The sequence below is a fragment of the Enterocloster lavalensis genome, assembly GCF_046603895.1.
In the GTDB taxonomy this organism is placed as follows: Bacteria; Bacillota; Clostridia; order Lachnospirales; family Lachnospiraceae; genus Enterocloster; species Enterocloster lavalensis.
In genome coordinates this window covers 3625773-3640656 of record NZ_CP176637.1, presented here as the reverse complement: position 1 = coordinate 3640656, position 14884 = coordinate 3625773, and the positions used below count along the sequence as shown (strand labels likewise).

The 14884-nt window shown below is 44.4% G+C and carries 16 protein-coding genes; 2 read left to right on the top strand and 14 right to left on the bottom strand.

Annotated elements, in window-relative coordinates; genetic code table 11:
• Positions 1 to 335 precede the first annotated feature (335 nt).
• A complete protein-coding gene (locus tag ACK2JC_RS16275) occupies positions 336 to 1541 on the top strand; it encodes an IS110 family transposase (protein ID WP_368282939.1) in 1206 nt (401 codons plus the stop codon).
• An 87-nt stretch (positions 1542 to 1628) separates the two neighbouring features.
• Here ACK2JC_RS16275 and tcmP read toward each other — a convergent pair whose 3' ends face one another.
• From tcmP to ACK2JC_RS16235, 8 genes are all read right to left on the bottom strand, one after another.
• Positions 1629 to 2078 carry a three-Cys-motif partner protein TcmP gene (gene tcmP, locus ACK2JC_RS16270; protein WP_368272508.1) on the bottom strand — a complete coding sequence of 150 codons (450 nt, stop codon included), beginning with the start codon at positions 2076 to 2078 and terminating at the stop codon, positions 1629 to 1631.
• 24 nt (positions 2079 to 2102) lie between these two features.
• A complete protein-coding gene (locus tag ACK2JC_RS16265; RefSeq protein ID WP_368272506.1) occupies positions 2103 to 2768 on the bottom strand; it encodes an RloB family protein in 666 nt (221 codons plus the stop codon).
• On the bottom strand, positions 2758 to 4053 hold the full coding sequence (locus ACK2JC_RS16260; RefSeq protein WP_368272504.1) for an ATP/GTP-binding protein: 1296 nt from the start codon (positions 4051 to 4053) through the stop codon (positions 2758 to 2760). The genes ACK2JC_RS16265 and ACK2JC_RS16260 overlap by 11 nt, the downstream gene beginning before the upstream one ends.
• Positions 4054 to 4198: 145 nt before the next feature.
• Complete coding sequence (locus ACK2JC_RS16255; RefSeq protein ID WP_368272502.1) at positions 4199 to 4588, bottom strand: DUF6262 family protein; 390 nt, start codon at positions 4586 to 4588, stop codon at positions 4199 to 4201.
• The gene (locus ACK2JC_RS16250; protein WP_368272500.1) at positions 4575 to 6092 is read right to left on the bottom strand and encodes a tyrosine-type recombinase/integrase; all 1518 of its coding nucleotides are present in this window, start codon (positions 6090 to 6092) and stop codon (positions 4575 to 4577) included. Before ACK2JC_RS16250 ends, ACK2JC_RS16255 begins: the two co-directional genes overlap by 14 nt.
• Positions 6089 to 8311, bottom strand: coding sequence for a tyrosine-type recombinase/integrase (locus ACK2JC_RS16245; protein WP_368272499.1), 2223 nt, complete (start codon positions 8309 to 8311; stop codon positions 6089 to 6091). Before ACK2JC_RS16245 ends, ACK2JC_RS16250 begins: the two co-directional genes overlap by 4 nt.
• Positions 8304 to 9458, bottom strand: a complete 1155-nt coding sequence (locus ACK2JC_RS16240; protein ID WP_320998631.1) for a tyrosine-type recombinase/integrase — start codon at positions 9456 to 9458, stop codon at positions 8304 to 8306. The genes ACK2JC_RS16245 and ACK2JC_RS16240 overlap by 8 nt, the downstream gene beginning before the upstream one ends.
• A gap of 65 nt (positions 9459 to 9523) precedes the next feature.
• A complete protein-coding gene (locus ACK2JC_RS16235) occupies positions 9524 to 9754 on the bottom strand; it encodes a DUF6133 family protein (RefSeq protein WP_320998630.1) in 231 nt (76 codons plus the stop codon).
• A gap of 551 nt (positions 9755 to 10305) precedes the next feature.
• Between ACK2JC_RS16235 and ACK2JC_RS16230 the strand changes: the two genes are divergently transcribed.
• Positions 10306 to 11577, top strand: a complete 1272-nt coding sequence (locus ACK2JC_RS16230; RefSeq protein ID WP_022512864.1) for an IS110 family transposase — start codon at positions 10306 to 10308, stop codon at positions 11575 to 11577.
• A 145-nt stretch (positions 11578 to 11722) separates the two neighbouring features.
• On the opposite strand, the gene ACK2JC_RS16225 is transcribed toward ACK2JC_RS16230, so the two are convergent.
• Genes ACK2JC_RS16225 through ACK2JC_RS16200 form a run of 6 tightly spaced genes read right to left on the bottom strand, consistent with a single transcriptional unit; the run spans position 11723 to position 14875 of the window.
• The gene (locus ACK2JC_RS16225; protein ID WP_368272533.1) at positions 11723 to 12280 is read right to left on the bottom strand and encodes a YodL domain-containing protein; all 558 of its coding nucleotides are present in this window, start codon (positions 12278 to 12280) and stop codon (positions 11723 to 11725) included.
• An 18-nt stretch (positions 12281 to 12298) separates the two neighbouring features.
• Positions 12299 to 12874: a hypothetical protein gene (locus ACK2JC_RS16220; protein WP_320936368.1), complete on the bottom strand. Its 576-nt coding sequence runs from the start codon at positions 12872 to 12874 to the stop codon at positions 12299 to 12301.
• A gap of 2 nt (positions 12875 to 12876) precedes the next feature.
• Positions 12877 to 13155 carry an AbrB/MazE/SpoVT family DNA-binding domain-containing protein gene (locus ACK2JC_RS16215; protein ID WP_103226983.1) on the bottom strand — a complete coding sequence of 93 codons (279 nt, stop codon included), beginning with the start codon at positions 13153 to 13155 and terminating at the stop codon, positions 12877 to 12879.
• Positions 13148 to 13555, bottom strand: coding sequence for a hypothetical protein (locus tag ACK2JC_RS16210; RefSeq protein ID WP_320936370.1), 408 nt, complete (start codon positions 13553 to 13555; stop codon positions 13148 to 13150). Before ACK2JC_RS16210 ends, ACK2JC_RS16215 begins: the two co-directional genes overlap by 8 nt.
• The gene (locus ACK2JC_RS16205) at positions 13552 to 13938 is read right to left on the bottom strand and encodes a hypothetical protein (RefSeq protein WP_320936371.1); all 387 of its coding nucleotides are present in this window, start codon (positions 13936 to 13938) and stop codon (positions 13552 to 13554) included. The genes ACK2JC_RS16210 and ACK2JC_RS16205 overlap by 4 nt, the downstream gene beginning before the upstream one ends.
• A complete protein-coding gene (locus tag ACK2JC_RS16200) occupies positions 13931 to 14875 on the bottom strand; it encodes a DNA adenine methylase (RefSeq protein WP_368272534.1) in 945 nt (314 codons plus the stop codon). The genes ACK2JC_RS16205 and ACK2JC_RS16200 overlap by 8 nt, the downstream gene beginning before the upstream one ends.
• Between the last annotated feature and the right edge of the window lie 9 nt (positions 14876 to 14884).

Sequence of the window (14884 nt, the reverse complement as noted above, 5' to 3'; positions counted from 1 at the left end):
TGCCCATAAAAAATAATAGTTTTGATCAGTTTTATATAGTGTCCCCTTTCTACTACAATATATTTATGGTTAATATCCCTTACAGCCAGTAAGGAATTATCCATCTTGTTGCTTAAGCTGTTACAATGTTGGAGCAATCGGTATATCGGCTTCCTTTCTTGGACTTCGCGTCCGTATTTGAGACTGATAACCAGCTCCTCATTTGCAGCGTTCGTTTTATGCAGGTTGAACTGCCTTTGGTACGTTCGTGTCACACCACAGTAGATTGAATAGGCAATGAGTAAAACTGGTACTTATCTATTGCAATATTCTTTAGGAGTGACAAATTTATGAACATGAACGCTGTTGGTATTGATGTTTCCAAAGGGAAAAGTATGGTCGCCATTCTACGACCTTATGGAGAAATCGTTTCTTCTCCCTTTGAAATCAAGCACACTTCCAGTAACATCCAATCCTTAATTGCGCAGATCCGATCAATCGATGGTGAATCACGCATCGTTATGGAACATACTGGCCGTTACTACGAACCACTGGCTCGTGAGCTTTCTCTGGCAGGTCTTTTTGTAACTGCCGTAAATCCTAAGCTCATTAAAGATTTTGGAGCTCATTCCCTCCGCAAAGTAAAATCTGATAAAGCTGACTCTGTAAAAATAGCTCGTTACACCCTTGACAGTTGGACGGAATTGAAACAGTATAGTCTTATGGACGAACTACGCAATCAATTAAAGACCATGAACCGTCAGTTTGGCTTCTACATGAAACACAAAACAGCTATGAAGAATAACCTCATCGGTATCCTCGATCAGACTTACCCTGGTGTTAATACTTACTTTGATAGCCCTGCCCGTGAGGACGGCAGCCAGAAGTGGGTTGATTTTGCTACTACATACTGGCATGTGGACTGTGTTCGTAAACTTTCATTAAATGCATTTGTCGACCATTATCAGAAGTGGTGCAAACGCAGGAAGTACAACTTCAGCAAAGACAAGGCTGAAGAAATCTATGGGGCCGCAAAGGAGCTTGTTCCTATACTTCCAAAAGATGATCTAACCAAGCTGATCGTGAAACAGTCCATAGAACAATTAAACACTGCTTCCAGAACCGTGGAAGAACTCCGTACCCTGATGAATGACACAGCCGCCAAGCTGCCTGAATATCCCGTTGTTATGGGGATGAAGGGTGTTGGCCCGTCTCTTGGTCCTCAGCTTATGGCTGAAATCGGAGATGTCACACGCTTTACCCACAAGGGCGCTATCACTGCATTTGCTGGTGTAGACCCAGGTGTCAATGAATCCGGAACCTATGAACAAAAAAGCGTTCCAACCTCCAAACGCGGCTCATCTTCCCTCCGAAAAACCTTATTTCAGGTCATGGACTGTCTCATCAAAACAAAACCGCAGGACGACCCTGTATATGCGTTTATTGATAAGAAACGTGCTCAGGGAAAGCCTTACTATGTCTACATGACTGCAGGCGCTAATAAGTTTCTGCGTATCTATTACGGAAGGGTAAAAGAATATCTAATGTCTCTTCCAGAATAGAGAATACCGCATCCTTTCAGACCAGCGGATAACGGTGGTCTATTTGTTGTACCTGAAATTTAATCAACAATAAATCTTGAAAATTTCTCATTTTCCTATTGACTTTTTATTTGCAGGCTCAAATATAGAAAATTTCAAAGATTTTATTCCATAAGGATCTATGTATACAAAAATATTCTGTTCTGCTCTACTTACAAGTAAATTTTCAATGTAATCTTCATATCTGCCTTCAACAATCTTAGTATTTGGATACCTTTTTATATTTTCCATTAAATCATTTGCATAATTTAGTTCTATAAAAGCTGAACAAATTTTACTATTTGGAAATTTACTTATTATATCTAATGCAATTATCGGAGATCCTGGGCTACCATCATCAAATTTCCCTTTTCCGGCAAACGCATCTATATAGTAAACAGGTTTCTTTGTCATAGAAATCTTTGAAAAATACGGCACTAAATAACACCCCAGTAATTGGTCTTTAATTTCGGACCATACCTTCTTTTTTTCAAAAAAATCATCATTTTTCTTAGACATTTTTACCTCCCCAATTCATCGACATTATATTGTCTTATAGATTATTTCCACCACCAACCGCTGCACCATACAAGCCGGCCACATCTCCGATGGCAGCTTCTTCCCATCTTCCACACACTTCTTCAAACTTCTCTCCGCCAACACAACCGCCTGTTCAAAATCACCATACTGCACCAGCTTGCGATAAACATCCCTGTCGTTCTTATAATACTTCTGCCCGGTAACCTTTTCAAACTTGTCCGCAAACCGATCACAGCAGGTATAAGACTCCCTGATTGCAGGCATCTCCCCAAAGTACGCATACATCCATATCTCAAAGCAGGGATTTGACCATCCGGCATGTACCCCGTTTTTCTCCGCCGTCCATATAATCTCATCAAATCCCTTCACCTGATCCCGGTCAAATACAATCCATGGTATTCGGTATTGTGATTCCTTTCCGACAAGCTCCAAAGCCCTTTTTACCAGTTCTACCGTCCTGGCTTTCTCCACCTTAATAATCAGCCGATCTTTCAGCTCTGCCGGTATGCTGTCACGAAGTCCCTCAAAATAATTCTTTTCTGTCTCTTCGGTGTCTGTCACAATCAGGTAATATCCCAGTTCCGGTATTCTCTGTCCCATCCGCTGATTCCGGTCTTTCCTCTTGCCGGCCCTGCGGTCACTGGGCTTTCCTCCACTCTTATTCGCCATTCGTGCTCCTCCCCTTTAACATTTCCATAGGCCGGAGCGCAGGGATAGCGCCATAGCTTCCCGTCAGGTAATTCTTTGCCAGCGCTTCATCACGGCGTACCTTATTTCCGTCTTCATCCTTGAAATCAGCAAGGGAATACAAATCGGAAACTCCATCCTGATTCTTATCCACCAGCCATATCTCATCCCGGCGCAACAGCTCATTGGATAGCTGCCAGATGTCATGTGTGGTAAAAATCATCTGCGCATGGTTGGTGTTAATTTCCGGTGATAAAAAGGTCAATATGATGTTTCTAACCAATAACGGATGAAGCCTTGCATTCAGTTCATCTACAAACAGGGTTCCGCCGTTATCAAGCACCTCTTTCAAAGATGGATATAAAGCAAACATCTTCAGCGTCCCACTAGATTCACTTTTCAACGGAATGGATTCAAATTCATCACAATCTGCCATCTTATGCAATGCGTCAATCTTATAACTGAGATCGGACTCTTTTTCAATTTCCCGCTGAACTTCCTCCACTTTAAAATCACAAATGGCATTATCAAATGATGCAAAATAGTTTACTACATTGCTCTGTATTTCCCTACTGGTGGTAAAACCTTTCGGCAGTACCTGGGAACGGAAAAAGTTCTCTGCAGGATTTCCGAAGTCCACAACCTCGTTATTCAGAAACCAGTCCCTTACCTTTTTCAGTTTCGATATCTTCAGCTTTGCCCCTAACGATACAATTAAAGTCTCCTTTTCCAATGCGACCTTTATATTTTCAATACTGCTCTTTGGCAGCCCGTTTACTTCCAGTTCTTCTCCCTTTTTTCGGTAGAAAATAGTTTTATACCGGTTTCTCGCTGTTTTCGCCTTGGAATAGAACCACTCCTCCACCACTTCATCATTCTGCAGCGCAAACCCATACTGATAAATTTTGCCCGTATTCTCTGAATTATCAACAAAGAACACTTCAAAGGTTGATTCCTCACTCCTGCTCTTGCTGTCAAACAAAAACGGGCTTACCCTGATGTAATCCGAATCTGCTTTTTGCCTGCTGTCGCTTTCACCGCCAAACTTAAACGATTCCTCCACATAATAGCTCATGAATTTAAAAGCATCGTAAATGTTAGACTTTCCGCTGGCATTTGCACCATAGATGGCCGCAACTTTCAACAGCTTATCGTTTGCCATCTCCACCACATGATCTTCATGCTCCGTAATCTTTGTAGCCGATAAATCCAGGGATACCTCATCCCGAAAGGATTTAAAATTTTTAAAGTTAAACTGTATCAGCATGGCACTCTCCTTCATCTCCCACTCTTTTACGCTCTTAATCTTATTATATGCCATTTTGCGAATAAATCAACATCTATTTTCGTTTTTTCTGTATTTATTTGTATATTGTTATTCCCATAAAATAAAAGCTGCTGTTTTTACGCAACTATTTTCTTGCTTCACCCTGCATAAGAAGGAATATCCTCCCACGCAGTAACTCACACTCCCTTTCCAATTCCGCCTTCTCTGCGCGAAGCTCCTGTATCTTTCTATCCTTTTCAGCTACAATATCCGCCAATTTCTCTTTCTTTGTAATCTTCTTACGCTCCTGCGTCTTTATCCCAGAATATCCATAATCCACAAGCAGTTCCCTGATATGACCTTTAGAAAATACAGACCGAGAAAGTCCTGTGAACTCCACCAGCGCCGTAATCGTCACGCTCCTTCCTTCCGCCTTTAGTTGCTCAATCGCTCTCAAAACCTTATTAATCGACTGCTGACGCAAAAGCTCCTGTTTCTCAGTTAATTGCTTGGGCAGTCCTTTATTCCTTCCCATCCCCGTCCCCTCTTTCCAATTTTTCCACAACGGCATTAAATCCTGCAGCTATTGCCGTAAAATTATCTGCCAGCTGTCTGTCACTCCTGAACTTCTCCGCTTTAGATTCCCAGTCAACCGCCTGCTCCTTGAAATATGCCAGTTGCTCCATTTCCGGCACAAAATCCCTACAACTGATGCATTCCCAAATACCGCTCCTGCAACGAGTGACATCGGCACATACTCCACCCGGCACCCTGTGGGCGCGGATATTTTTAAGCACCCTCGACTCTGTAACGGTATCCATGTTCAGAATCCTTCCTCCAAACAACACAAATGGATTCTCTGTCTCTGTCTGATACTTCATCGGCTCTACTATCGTCTCCGGGAACAGATTTAGATGAGCATACGAGGCATAAAGCATTGCCGTTCCATGGTGTGCCGTCATCTCCGCAATTTGCGGCAGAGTAAACCCTGCCCTCAGCCGTTCTGTAACCCCATTATGGCGGAACTGGTGCGAAGTTACCACATACTCTGCTCCATTTTCATCCCGTACATCATATCTCCTGCAAATCTCTTTTAACTGATAGGATATATACGGCCACGATGCCACACTATATCTGTTTTCCGAATACCAAACGCCATTTTGCAGAATCTGTGACCGGTATGCAAACAGCGCCCCTTTCTTCTCTTTCGGCAGATAACATTGGTAAGACATTGCCATTATCTGTTGTTCCTGAATAAGAGTAATCAGGTGACCTCCCATTTCCTTATTCTCGATGTGAATAGTACGCATGATTGGTTCTTTATATCCGCCATTTTGTTTCCACATAGGAATAAAGAGACAGTAATGTCCGTCAAAAGGCTTGAGACATTCAATCTTCATACCCAGAATCTCCGATATCCTTGACGGAATCAGCCGCAGCAGCCAGTAAATACATCGCGTTGTCACAGGAATATCCTCTTCCATAAATATTCGGTCAAGCTGCTTTGCTACATACTCCGGTATATATTTCTGATCTACAAGCTGCTTTGACTGATAGGGATTATTGTAAAAAGGATTCAGCAGTTTCGTTTTTTCAAAATCACTCATCCGATTAAGAAAAATACCCACGGCTGACCAGATACTGCTTCTGCTACTTTCACTGTAGCCTTTTCCATCCAAATATTCTTTAAACCGGGAAGCGGTTGTCACCTGAATTTCTGATAGTGAAATATCTGCCATAAACCGAAGAAAGATGGCGATATTCCCCACGTTCCCGCAAACTGTACCCACGCCTTTCCCCTCCACTAATCGGATCAGTGCAAAGTATTTCACCATCTCTCTATGCTGCTCTGGAACCATTGAAAAATAAATCGTGACCTTGCTCAGAAGCTGGGATTGATTTTTAAGCCGCTTCTCACAGATCCACCTGTCACTGTCAAAAGAAATGCTATCAGATAAGCTGTCCAAAAAATCCCGGTACCGTCTTTCTTCACACTTCCTGTAATACTCCATATACTCTTGTTTTGGTATCGCGCTCATAGACAGTCACCCCCGCTTTTCTCTATCATCTCAACGATATTCCTATAAGCCGCCAGCAACTGTTTTTCCTGTCGGTACTCTGTATATTCTTCATAATCTGCAATTTCCGCCCGTTGATAGCCCTTTATTATTTCCTGCACCCGCACTTCCTGAGCCTGCAGCAATTCCTTCCAGAATGGCAGATATTTTATTCCCGTGCACAGATGTGGACAGTTGACACAGTGAACAGAACGGCTGCGGCTTTTACATGCTCCATCGCACAGTTTCCTTGTACAGAAACCGAATTCTACCCGGCGCTTTCCCAAACGAAAATCAACATATAAGAGCCGTCTCTCTTCTTCCGAGAACGTGGTAAGCTGTTCATTGGATAACAACAGGTGAAACTGCTCTTTAAAAAATTTGGTATTCATTTCTGCCAATCTAGCTGATTTAACTTCCGCATAATATTGCATGACTGTGCCCTGGTTCAAATGTCCCAGTTGATAGACAAGTTCCATAGTGGTGGCGCCGTTCTCAATCATGTTTACCACTAGCGTTTTGCGGCACTGTCTGCTGGTGAAGTTCCAAAGCTCACCGGTGTCATCACAAATCTCATATTTATAAATCAGCTTGTTGATTTTCATAATGAAATACTCCACATTCAGCATTGCAACCTTATAGCCTTTCTTCTGATGCAGAAAAATGTAAGGAAGAGCATGTTCTCTGCGAAATTTCTCACTGGCAGTAATCTGTTTTTTGATTTTCTCTGCTAACTCCGCCGAGATATAAACACTATGATACTCGCCGATTCCGTTGCGGCGTCTGGCCTTTAGCGTCTTGTAAGGAATATATTTTAGTTTCACTGCCCCATTATAACGAGCGGTTTCAAGACAGTCTTCCTCTAAAAATGCCACCTCTTTGGCCCGCATCCCGGTTTCGGAGAATATCTGGAATACCAGCCTGTCTGTCTCATCCAATTCCTCCAGCCGGTCAGAAAGTTCTTCTATTACCTTATCCGGAATATATGGTGTATTCTTATGGTATTTCTTAGCGTTTACAAAATGCAGGCTCTCGAACGGATTACTATGAGGTTTAGGAAGTTTACTGTCATTCTCGTCTGAGCAAAGATAATGGTATAAAGTTCTGCAGGCAGAGAACATGGTCATGATTTTTGATTGATCCATCTCCTGCTCCAAGGATATCTGCAGCTTTTTTACGTCTATATGATCGATATCAGAAAAATACCGTATGCAGTCATTCATTTCACAAATCTGGTTCACTGCATCAAAAATGGAGATGTGGCTTCTGTCACTGGCGCGTATATGGCCTGAAAACCTTACCTTCAGGAAACACTTTATCTCTTTTCGGAATGACGGCTGATTTACCTTACAGAAATCCACGGTCAGCAACTTCATGCCAGTTCCATGTCTTTGATATAGAATCCACACATCTTTGTGCAACGACATTTCTTTCCTGTTTTCCTTAATAAATCGTGTCTTCTGAATATCTGTTTCTTCCTCTGTTATCTGCTTCAGCAGCTTCAGGAAATCCGGTTCTGCACCTGCAAACTCTGTCCGGCTATCATTTCCCAGAATAAAGTTGTTTATTTTCGTAAGGCTGATTAATTCCCTCCTTTGTGTGTAACTGTCGGCAAGATCTTTTAAATAAGCAAGCGTCTGATCTGGCATCTGCATCAGATACCTAGATACTCTTACATATCCCACTCGCTTTGGCACTTCTTCAATCGATAAACACCTTTTCATAAGGGGCAGCATAATTGATATCCAATACTCTGCAAAAGCTTCTTCATTCATCTGGCAGAAATCCTCTCCATTTGCCTGATCTAAAATATAACGAAAATCATAATGGATTGTAATTTTTTCATTTTGCAGCATCTTTGCAAACACGTACTCATAGCCAATGTATTTAGCTTTCAGACGCTTTTCTCCATCAGCCCACTCCCGTGCAAACTGCATTGCGTAGTAAGAAAAGCATCTCAGGAATTCCTCCCTGCATGATAGTCCGATTGCAACGAAAGCAATCCCTCCAAAGACAGTAAACGCCTCGCAAAGTCCAGTATTGTCCTGCTCATAAGTCCTGCTTTCCAAAACCCTCCGGTAGTCCTCAATTTTCTTCCTCATTACCGGTTCCGGATACTCCTTCCGATACGGAAAGCGTACCTCGGTTCCCTCGATGTCCCAGACAGCAGAAGCGTTAATTCTCTGTGTGATTTTAATCATTACCGCCACCATCCTTTTTACCATGGCGTTTGTATGCGGCGTTGGCCATAATCTCGCTGTTATGGTTCATATACGGCTGAATGGAATCAATCTGCGACCAGCCAAACAAAGCTTTGATTTGGATATCTGAATTTTCCTGCTCCGGATGCAATACGTTATGCTCCAATACCTCCATCACCTTCGTGCTTCTGCCACTATGAGTTCTGACATTTACTGCTGAGATGCCACAACGTTCAGCACAGTCTCTCAGGATTTTGCGATAGTTATGATAAGTGAGCGGCTGTCCCACCGATTTCCCGTGTAAAGTAAGGAATAACCAATCACTGATGATACCGCCCTCATTTTCAGCAGACGGCCGCTCTACAAAAAGATAATCATTCAATACCCTTGCCGTCTCTTCATAGATCCGCACGGTACGAAGCTTATTCTCATACCCATTGACCGCAGACTGCCTCTTCTTGGAGCGTGAGGGCTGTATCAGCCGTTCCATGGCTTGATAATTACTGAGACGCATACTTAGTACTTCATCAATCCGAAATCCCTCCAGCGTCAGCCGGAACACCGCCCCATCCCGCAGCGTACGAAAACTGCTACAAAGGAGCGCTTTCTCTTCATCTGTATACCATTTAATATATTCTCTGCCTCCTTTTACATCGGGCAATATCCGGTTAATCAGGTATTTATACTGGTAAGTGTAGATCTGTCCATACAGATAGGACTGTGGCCGGCATCTGCGCTCTCCTTCGTAAAACACCATCTCACTACTGTAGGTCTGGTCAAGCCATCGGTAAAAGTCTGTTATGGCAGTCACATATCCGGACAGCGTGCTGTAACAGAGACTTTCCTGTGGACTCAATATTCTTAGATTTTCCTTATCCCCGTAAATCAAATGATCCACAAACTCCAGAACCTGTTTGTTGGTTGCTGCCTCATAATTCGTGTGTTGCTTCTCATGCAAAAAGTTAAAGTATACGCACAGCTTGTAGGCGTAACTTTTTCCTGTGCCAAGTTTATTGATGCTCTTCATCTCAATGTACTGATTTGGCGCCAGCATAGGGAGAAGCCGGTCTGTCAGCATATAGCGGCAGACCTCTTCTCCTGCTGTGGTTTCAAATAGAAACCGTTTTACCTGAAATCGTTTTTCCATGGTTTATCCTTCCCGCGCCTCTGGCACAGGCTAACTATACCATGAATCCATGCCATTTACTTCCTCTATCCGGCATAATTGAACATTTCCTGAATACGCCTTGTTAATTCAGGAAGCACAACGTCTCCGAATAAAGCGTATAATCCAGCCAGCAGTAAAGCGCCAAGCACCACCGATATCAATATGACAACGGCCATGTCAATGTAGCCTTCCCCTCTGTTGTTTGCCAGGATACCGCTTGTCCTTACATACAGCTTTATTGCCTTTGTCTTAATGGAATTCATCTTCTCTTTCATAGGATTCTACCTCTTTCCTTATAGTTTATATCGTGTACATAAAACAGGGAGTAAACCAGCGTCTCCACCTAAATCTTTTCCCCTGCCAATCCCTTATGTTTAAAGGGATTAACCACTGTCTATATCGTATACATTTATATAGTGTTGCTGTAGTTAAGAAAAAATGGCGGTATCCACAAATCCTTCCCCTGACTGGTTTTTCAGGATCTGTCCCGCTCTCCACAGATTCCATTCCACACTTCTTTTTGCTTTGCTCATCATTTTTGTCATTCCTTTCGCTTCGCTCAAGGCACAAACAAGTTATGAAAAAATGTTGTACCTCTCCACTATTTGATTTATAATCCCTGTAGGGAATAGCAATACACTACAGAGCACGGAAGGAGGAGTGGCGAATTTATTCCGACCCCGTATCATTATATGTGCCGTCATCCTTTCAAGCACAAACAAGTGGACTTTGAGCCCGGACTCTTATCATTGGTAATAAACCATGTTTATTCAGTCACAGGATGACAGTCACTGTTGCTATTCCTTTTTATAAGGTGGTGATACTTATGATGAAGTTAAAATACCCCATCTGCTGTGGGCTTGACGTCCACAAAAATGTTATCGTTGCAACCATCGTAATCACTAACAGGGACGGAGTATCCGAATACAGGCAAAAATCCTTTTCAACCATCAACTCGGATATTCAAAAGTTTCACAACTGGCTTATCGAGAATAATTGTTATCACGTTTGTATGGAATCCACAGGAAAGTATTGGATTCCTATTTTTAATTATCTCGAAAAGGACATAGAGGTCTGCCTTACACATCCCAAATATGTCAAAGCTATCAAAGGCAAGAAAACGGACAAAAAGGATTCAAAATGGATTGCCGACCTCTACAAATTTGACCTTGTCAGATGTTCCTTTATCCCTCCCAAGGATTTCCGCCAGCTCCGGGAACTTGCCAGATACCGCTTTAAGCTGGTCTGCATGAAATCCTCTGAGAAGAACCGCATCCAGAACTGTATGACCGTTTCCAATGTCGGCATTGCCAGCGTGCTTTCTGACCCTTTCGGCAAAACAGCAACCGAAATCATGTCTTATCTGCTGGAGCATACCGCTGATTCCATTGACGAAAAGGCTGTCCGAAAACTGATAAAAAAAGGGGCCAAAGCCAAGTCTGATGAAATCATCGAAGCAATCAGAGGCTGCAACATTGAAACAGACCAGGCAAAAAAACTGGAACTGGCCCTTGGCCATCTGGAATATCTTGACGGTATGATTACCCAGACCGAAGTGGAACTCTATGTCCGTATCAAACCTTATTATGAGTTTGTGGAATTTGTCAGCACCATGCCCGGCATGACAGAGTTAAGTTCCACCATTGTTCTCGCAGAAACAGGCGTTGACATGAACATTTTTGATGATGCCAAACACCTCTGTTCCTGGTGTGGACTTTCTCCTTCCAACAATGAATCCGCAGGTAAGAAAAAATCTGTCCGAATTGCCAAAGCAGGCGCTTACTTGAAACCGATGATGGTACAGTGTGCCCTTGCCGCAATCAAAAACAAAAAGCAGCCTTATTTTGCAATCAAATATGGGCGAATCAAAAAGCGTCGTGGCCATAAGAAAGCAATCATTGCCATCGCAAGAATGATGATGGTCTGTATTTACCATATGGTCTCGGAAAAGAAACCTTTTACCCCTGCTGACTATGAGGAATTGATGAAGCCTCAAAACCATGTAGAGCGTGTTGTTCTGAATGAAAACAATGTTTTTGCCTATCTTGAAAGTCTTGGTTACGATAGTTCTAAGTTAGTGAAGCGCAACGATAACTAATCTTTATTCTATTGTCAAACAATCGCAAAATCAGGGGTTTTATGAACCCTTATATAAGTGCGCCCAAAAATCCACTTTATTTTTCACTCTTCCTCCTTGGATTAAAATAATAAAAGACAGCATCGCTGCCGCCCTTTTTTCATCGTTAAATCTGCATCATCTGCGTCTGTACCGGTTCCGGGCCTCCAAACGCGACCGGCTTAAATTGATTGGTATCCACGTAATAAAAAAGGCTTCCCTCCTCGTCATAGAGTTCGATCACATCAGAAATGGTGATCACATGCCCATCATACTCCGGGATTTTCTGTTCCCCACTGAATTTTGCACAAATCCCATCCAGGTCATTGGTTCCGATTTCTCCATCGTAGACAGCCCGGTAATTTTGCGGCTCCGGTTCCCCAAATTTCCGGAGCAGTGCATCATATCCAATGAACTTCATATGAACATTTACCTCCGGCTTCAGCTGCCAGATCCGGCAGTTCTTTAAAACCCCTTCTCCCTGTGTCTCACTGCACCCGTTCATCAGACGGTCATACACACCTCCCACCCATTCGACCGTCTCAATACTTCCCTGTTTTTTCAGGAACCGCTCCATTGCTTCCCCTTTAAAGATGGGATCAATGACCGCCTTTCTGTTCCGGATATATCCTGCCTTATTTCCGAAGTACAGGATACCTCCGTCTTCAATCTGGATTCCGCGCATCCTGTCCGCCTCCTTCCATCATGTCATATCCATCGTTCCCGAAACATCCCCCTGCTCCTGCTCCATCGCTTTGATATCCTCCGCAGTCGGAAATAACACAGTCCCCTCCTCAATCTCCAACACGCAGAAATCATTCCTGTCACAGATCATGATCCGGTGCTGGTAGGGGAGCTGCATCTCCACATAGTCTTCGACCTCTTTCTCACTGCAGAGCCACACCCCCGTTGTATATCTCCCATCCGGCAGGAAGCTATAGCCGCTGTAACGCGGCTCATGCTCTTCTAACGGCAGCGCCCCTGCCGGACGGATCTGTGACAGCTGCAGGCGCTCATGCTCCGAAAGTAATTCCGGCTTTAAGACTCCCACCACATCGGACCGTCTCCATCTGGCATACTCACCCTGATACAAATCAATGACAAATACGGACTGATTGACCGCATCTGCATCCGCCCCGTCACCCCCGACACAGTAGCAAAGCTGGCTCGGGCTGTCCTCCCCCAGAGCGGAAGCTTTCAGCACAATGACTTTCCCTTTGATGGAACAGGAGGTTCCTGTCTCGATACAATCCGATTCTGTATAGATTCCTTTTTCCATCTCTATTCCCCCTTCTGCTGTACCAAACCTGAAAGGTCTGAGATCAGGCTTAACCGGATGGAATCCGGCATGGTCTTAATGGCGGCGCGCACATAGGCTTCTACCGCCTCCGGCGACTGGTCTCCAACTTCAATTAACTCCACCTTCCGGACCATGACCTGTCCGTCACAAAGATTCAGGGCAAGAATGCCGCCATACTCCATGCCGGCAGCCTCCCGAAACTCCTTGGGAATCAACACCCTACCCCTGTGATCCATTAGCTTGTACACCGGTTTACTCATCGTAGTATCCTCCTTCCTCAATGGCCTGATTTACTTCCTCCTCCGAGATTCCAAACAGGGACAGAATCTCCAACAATGGTCCCCGCACTACCTCCATGGGATCTTCATCTCCAATCAGGATGGCACCCGGCACCATCTGTATGACCAGACCGGCATCCAGTGGAATCTGGGCTGCCTCCAGCAAATCGTGCGGGATGACCAGTTCCGCCTCTTCCTCTTCTGCCTGATGTTCTTCCTCCGTTTCCCTTTTCAGGAAGTCATTCTCTCCGGGCAGTCCCATTTTCCGGCAGGATAAATGGACCAGATCCCCCGGGGTCACCCCAATCTCCTCCAGCGCACCGGGCGGCAGGACCAGGCTTCCATCCTCCGCCATTCTCCCATTTACGAAAACATTCCTCATGGCTCCTCCTTTTTCTGGTTTTCTTTCTCCAGCTCCTGGCTTCTTAATTCCTGGCAGAAGGTCAGAAGCTCTTCTTCTCCAATACAGATTTCTAACTGCTCCAGTTCCTTGACCAGGGAGGCCATTGCCTCCAATTCCGCTGTAAGCTGGTCCATGCACGCTCCATTTCGGTATCCGCTGAAGGTACGCACATAGCCTTTTACATCACAGTGGAACATACCGCTTTGCCGTTTTTTTATCATGGCAAGATAGATGGCTGCCAGACATCCCTGGTCCACCTGCACGGTTAAACACCCGCCAAATCCGATTGTCAGACGCTGCTTTCCAGCCGTTGCTTCCTCAATCCGCTGCTTTGCCTGCCAGAGCTTCTCAATCTCATTCATTTCCGTCATCACCTCCCAGCAGTCCTGCGGAAAACAGATCCATTTGCTGCGGCCCTGACTTTCTCCGTTCTGCAGGATCATAGTTCGTTATAATAACCTCGGGAAATTCACATCCTCCGTCATAGCGCTGGGCCAGGTTATTGATCCGGGTGACCGCAGTAATCTGGTATCCGACATACAGGTTCCGGATATATTCACAATCATTATAGCTAACCATCCATTTTCCCAGACAGCCTGCCAGCGTATCCCGGAGTCTTACATGGTCTTCCTTCGGAAATTCCACTTCATAATGGTCTTCTGTCATAAAATATGGCGGATCACAATAAAGAAAGGCGTTCTCCCGGTCATACTGCCGGATGAGCGCCTCAAAATCCTTATTTTCTATGATGGTATTGGCAAGCCGGTTTGAAGCCTGCCAGATGAGGGAAAAGGTCTTACGCACGTCAAAGGCCTGACAGCCAAATGATGTACAGCCGCTCCCATAGCTGTACCGGATCAGCTTATAAAAAGCGGCCGCTCTCTGGACATCATCCGGGCCGGCATGTTCTAAGAGGAGGGACCGCAGCTCCTCAAACTCCATCGGCGGCAGGTTATGCTGCGCCAGTTCCATCTCCTCCCTTAAAAAAGCCGGATCAAACTCCCTCTTTTCTAAGAACCTGCGCAGAACAAGAAACTCTTCCCGGCTGTTTAATGGAAGGAAACCCAGCAAACGTAAAAATTCCATGGTATGGTTCTTGACACAGGAATAGAGGTTGGTCAGGTTTGAGTTGAAATCGTTGTAGACCTCCATCACCCTCGGATCGGGCGGCCGTCCAAACAACACCCAGCCTCCGCCTCCGAACACTTCAATATAGCGTTCATAGTGAGCGGGGGATATTTCATAAATCGTATTCCGCAATGCCTTTTTACCGCCAACCCACGATATAAAACTATTTATGATTTCTCA

What these genes read in the sequence shown, in the direction of transcription:
- ACK2JC_RS16275 (WP_368282939.1), top strand. Translation starts at nt 336, where the DNA reads ATGAACGCTGTTGGTATTGATGTTTCCAAAGGGAAAAGTATGGTCGCC.
- tcmP (WP_368272508.1), bottom strand. Translation starts at nt 2,078, where the DNA reads ATGTCTAAGAAAAATGATGATTTTTTTGAAAAAAAGAAGGTATGGTCC.
- ACK2JC_RS16265 (WP_368272506.1), bottom strand. Translation starts at nt 2,768, where the DNA reads ATGGCGAATAAGAGTGGAGGAAAGCCCAGTGACCGCAGGGCCGGCAAG.
- ACK2JC_RS16260 (WP_368272504.1), bottom strand. Translation starts at nt 4,053, where the DNA reads ATGCTGATACAGTTTAACTTTAAAAATTTTAAATCCTTTCGGGATGAG.
- ACK2JC_RS16255 (WP_368272502.1), bottom strand. Translation starts at nt 4,588, where the DNA reads ATGGGAAGGAATAAAGGACTGCCCAAGCAATTAACTGAGAAACAGGAG.
- ACK2JC_RS16250 (WP_368272500.1), bottom strand. Translation starts at nt 6,092, where the DNA reads ATGAGCGCGATACCAAAACAAGAGTATATGGAGTATTACAGGAAGTGT.
- ACK2JC_RS16245 (WP_368272499.1), bottom strand. Translation starts at nt 8,311, where the DNA reads ATGATTAAAATCACACAGAGAATTAACGCTTCTGCTGTCTGGGACATC.
- ACK2JC_RS16240 (WP_320998631.1), bottom strand. Translation starts at nt 9,458, where the DNA reads ATGGAAAAACGATTTCAGGTAAAACGGTTTCTATTTGAAACCACAGCA.
- ACK2JC_RS16235 (WP_320998630.1), bottom strand. Translation starts at nt 9,754, where the DNA reads ATGAAAGAGAAGATGAATTCCATTAAGACAAAGGCAATAAAGCTGTAT.
- ACK2JC_RS16230 (WP_022512864.1), top strand. Translation starts at nt 10,306, where the DNA reads ATGATGAAGTTAAAATACCCCATCTGCTGTGGGCTTGACGTCCACAAA.
- ACK2JC_RS16225 (WP_368272533.1), bottom strand. Translation starts at nt 12,280, where the DNA reads ATGCGCGGAATCCAGATTGAAGACGGAGGTATCCTGTACTTCGGAAAT.
- ACK2JC_RS16220 (WP_320936368.1), bottom strand. Translation starts at nt 12,874, where the DNA reads ATGGAAAAAGGAATCTATACAGAATCGGATTGTATCGAGACAGGAACC.
- ACK2JC_RS16215 (WP_103226983.1), bottom strand. Translation starts at nt 13,155, where the DNA reads ATGAGTAAACCGGTGTACAAGCTAATGGATCACAGGGGTAGGGTGTTG.
- ACK2JC_RS16210 (WP_320936370.1), bottom strand. Translation starts at nt 13,555, where the DNA reads ATGAGGAATGTTTTCGTAAATGGGAGAATGGCGGAGGATGGAAGCCTG.
- ACK2JC_RS16205 (WP_320936371.1), bottom strand. Translation starts at nt 13,938, where the DNA reads ATGAATGAGATTGAGAAGCTCTGGCAGGCAAAGCAGCGGATTGAGGAA.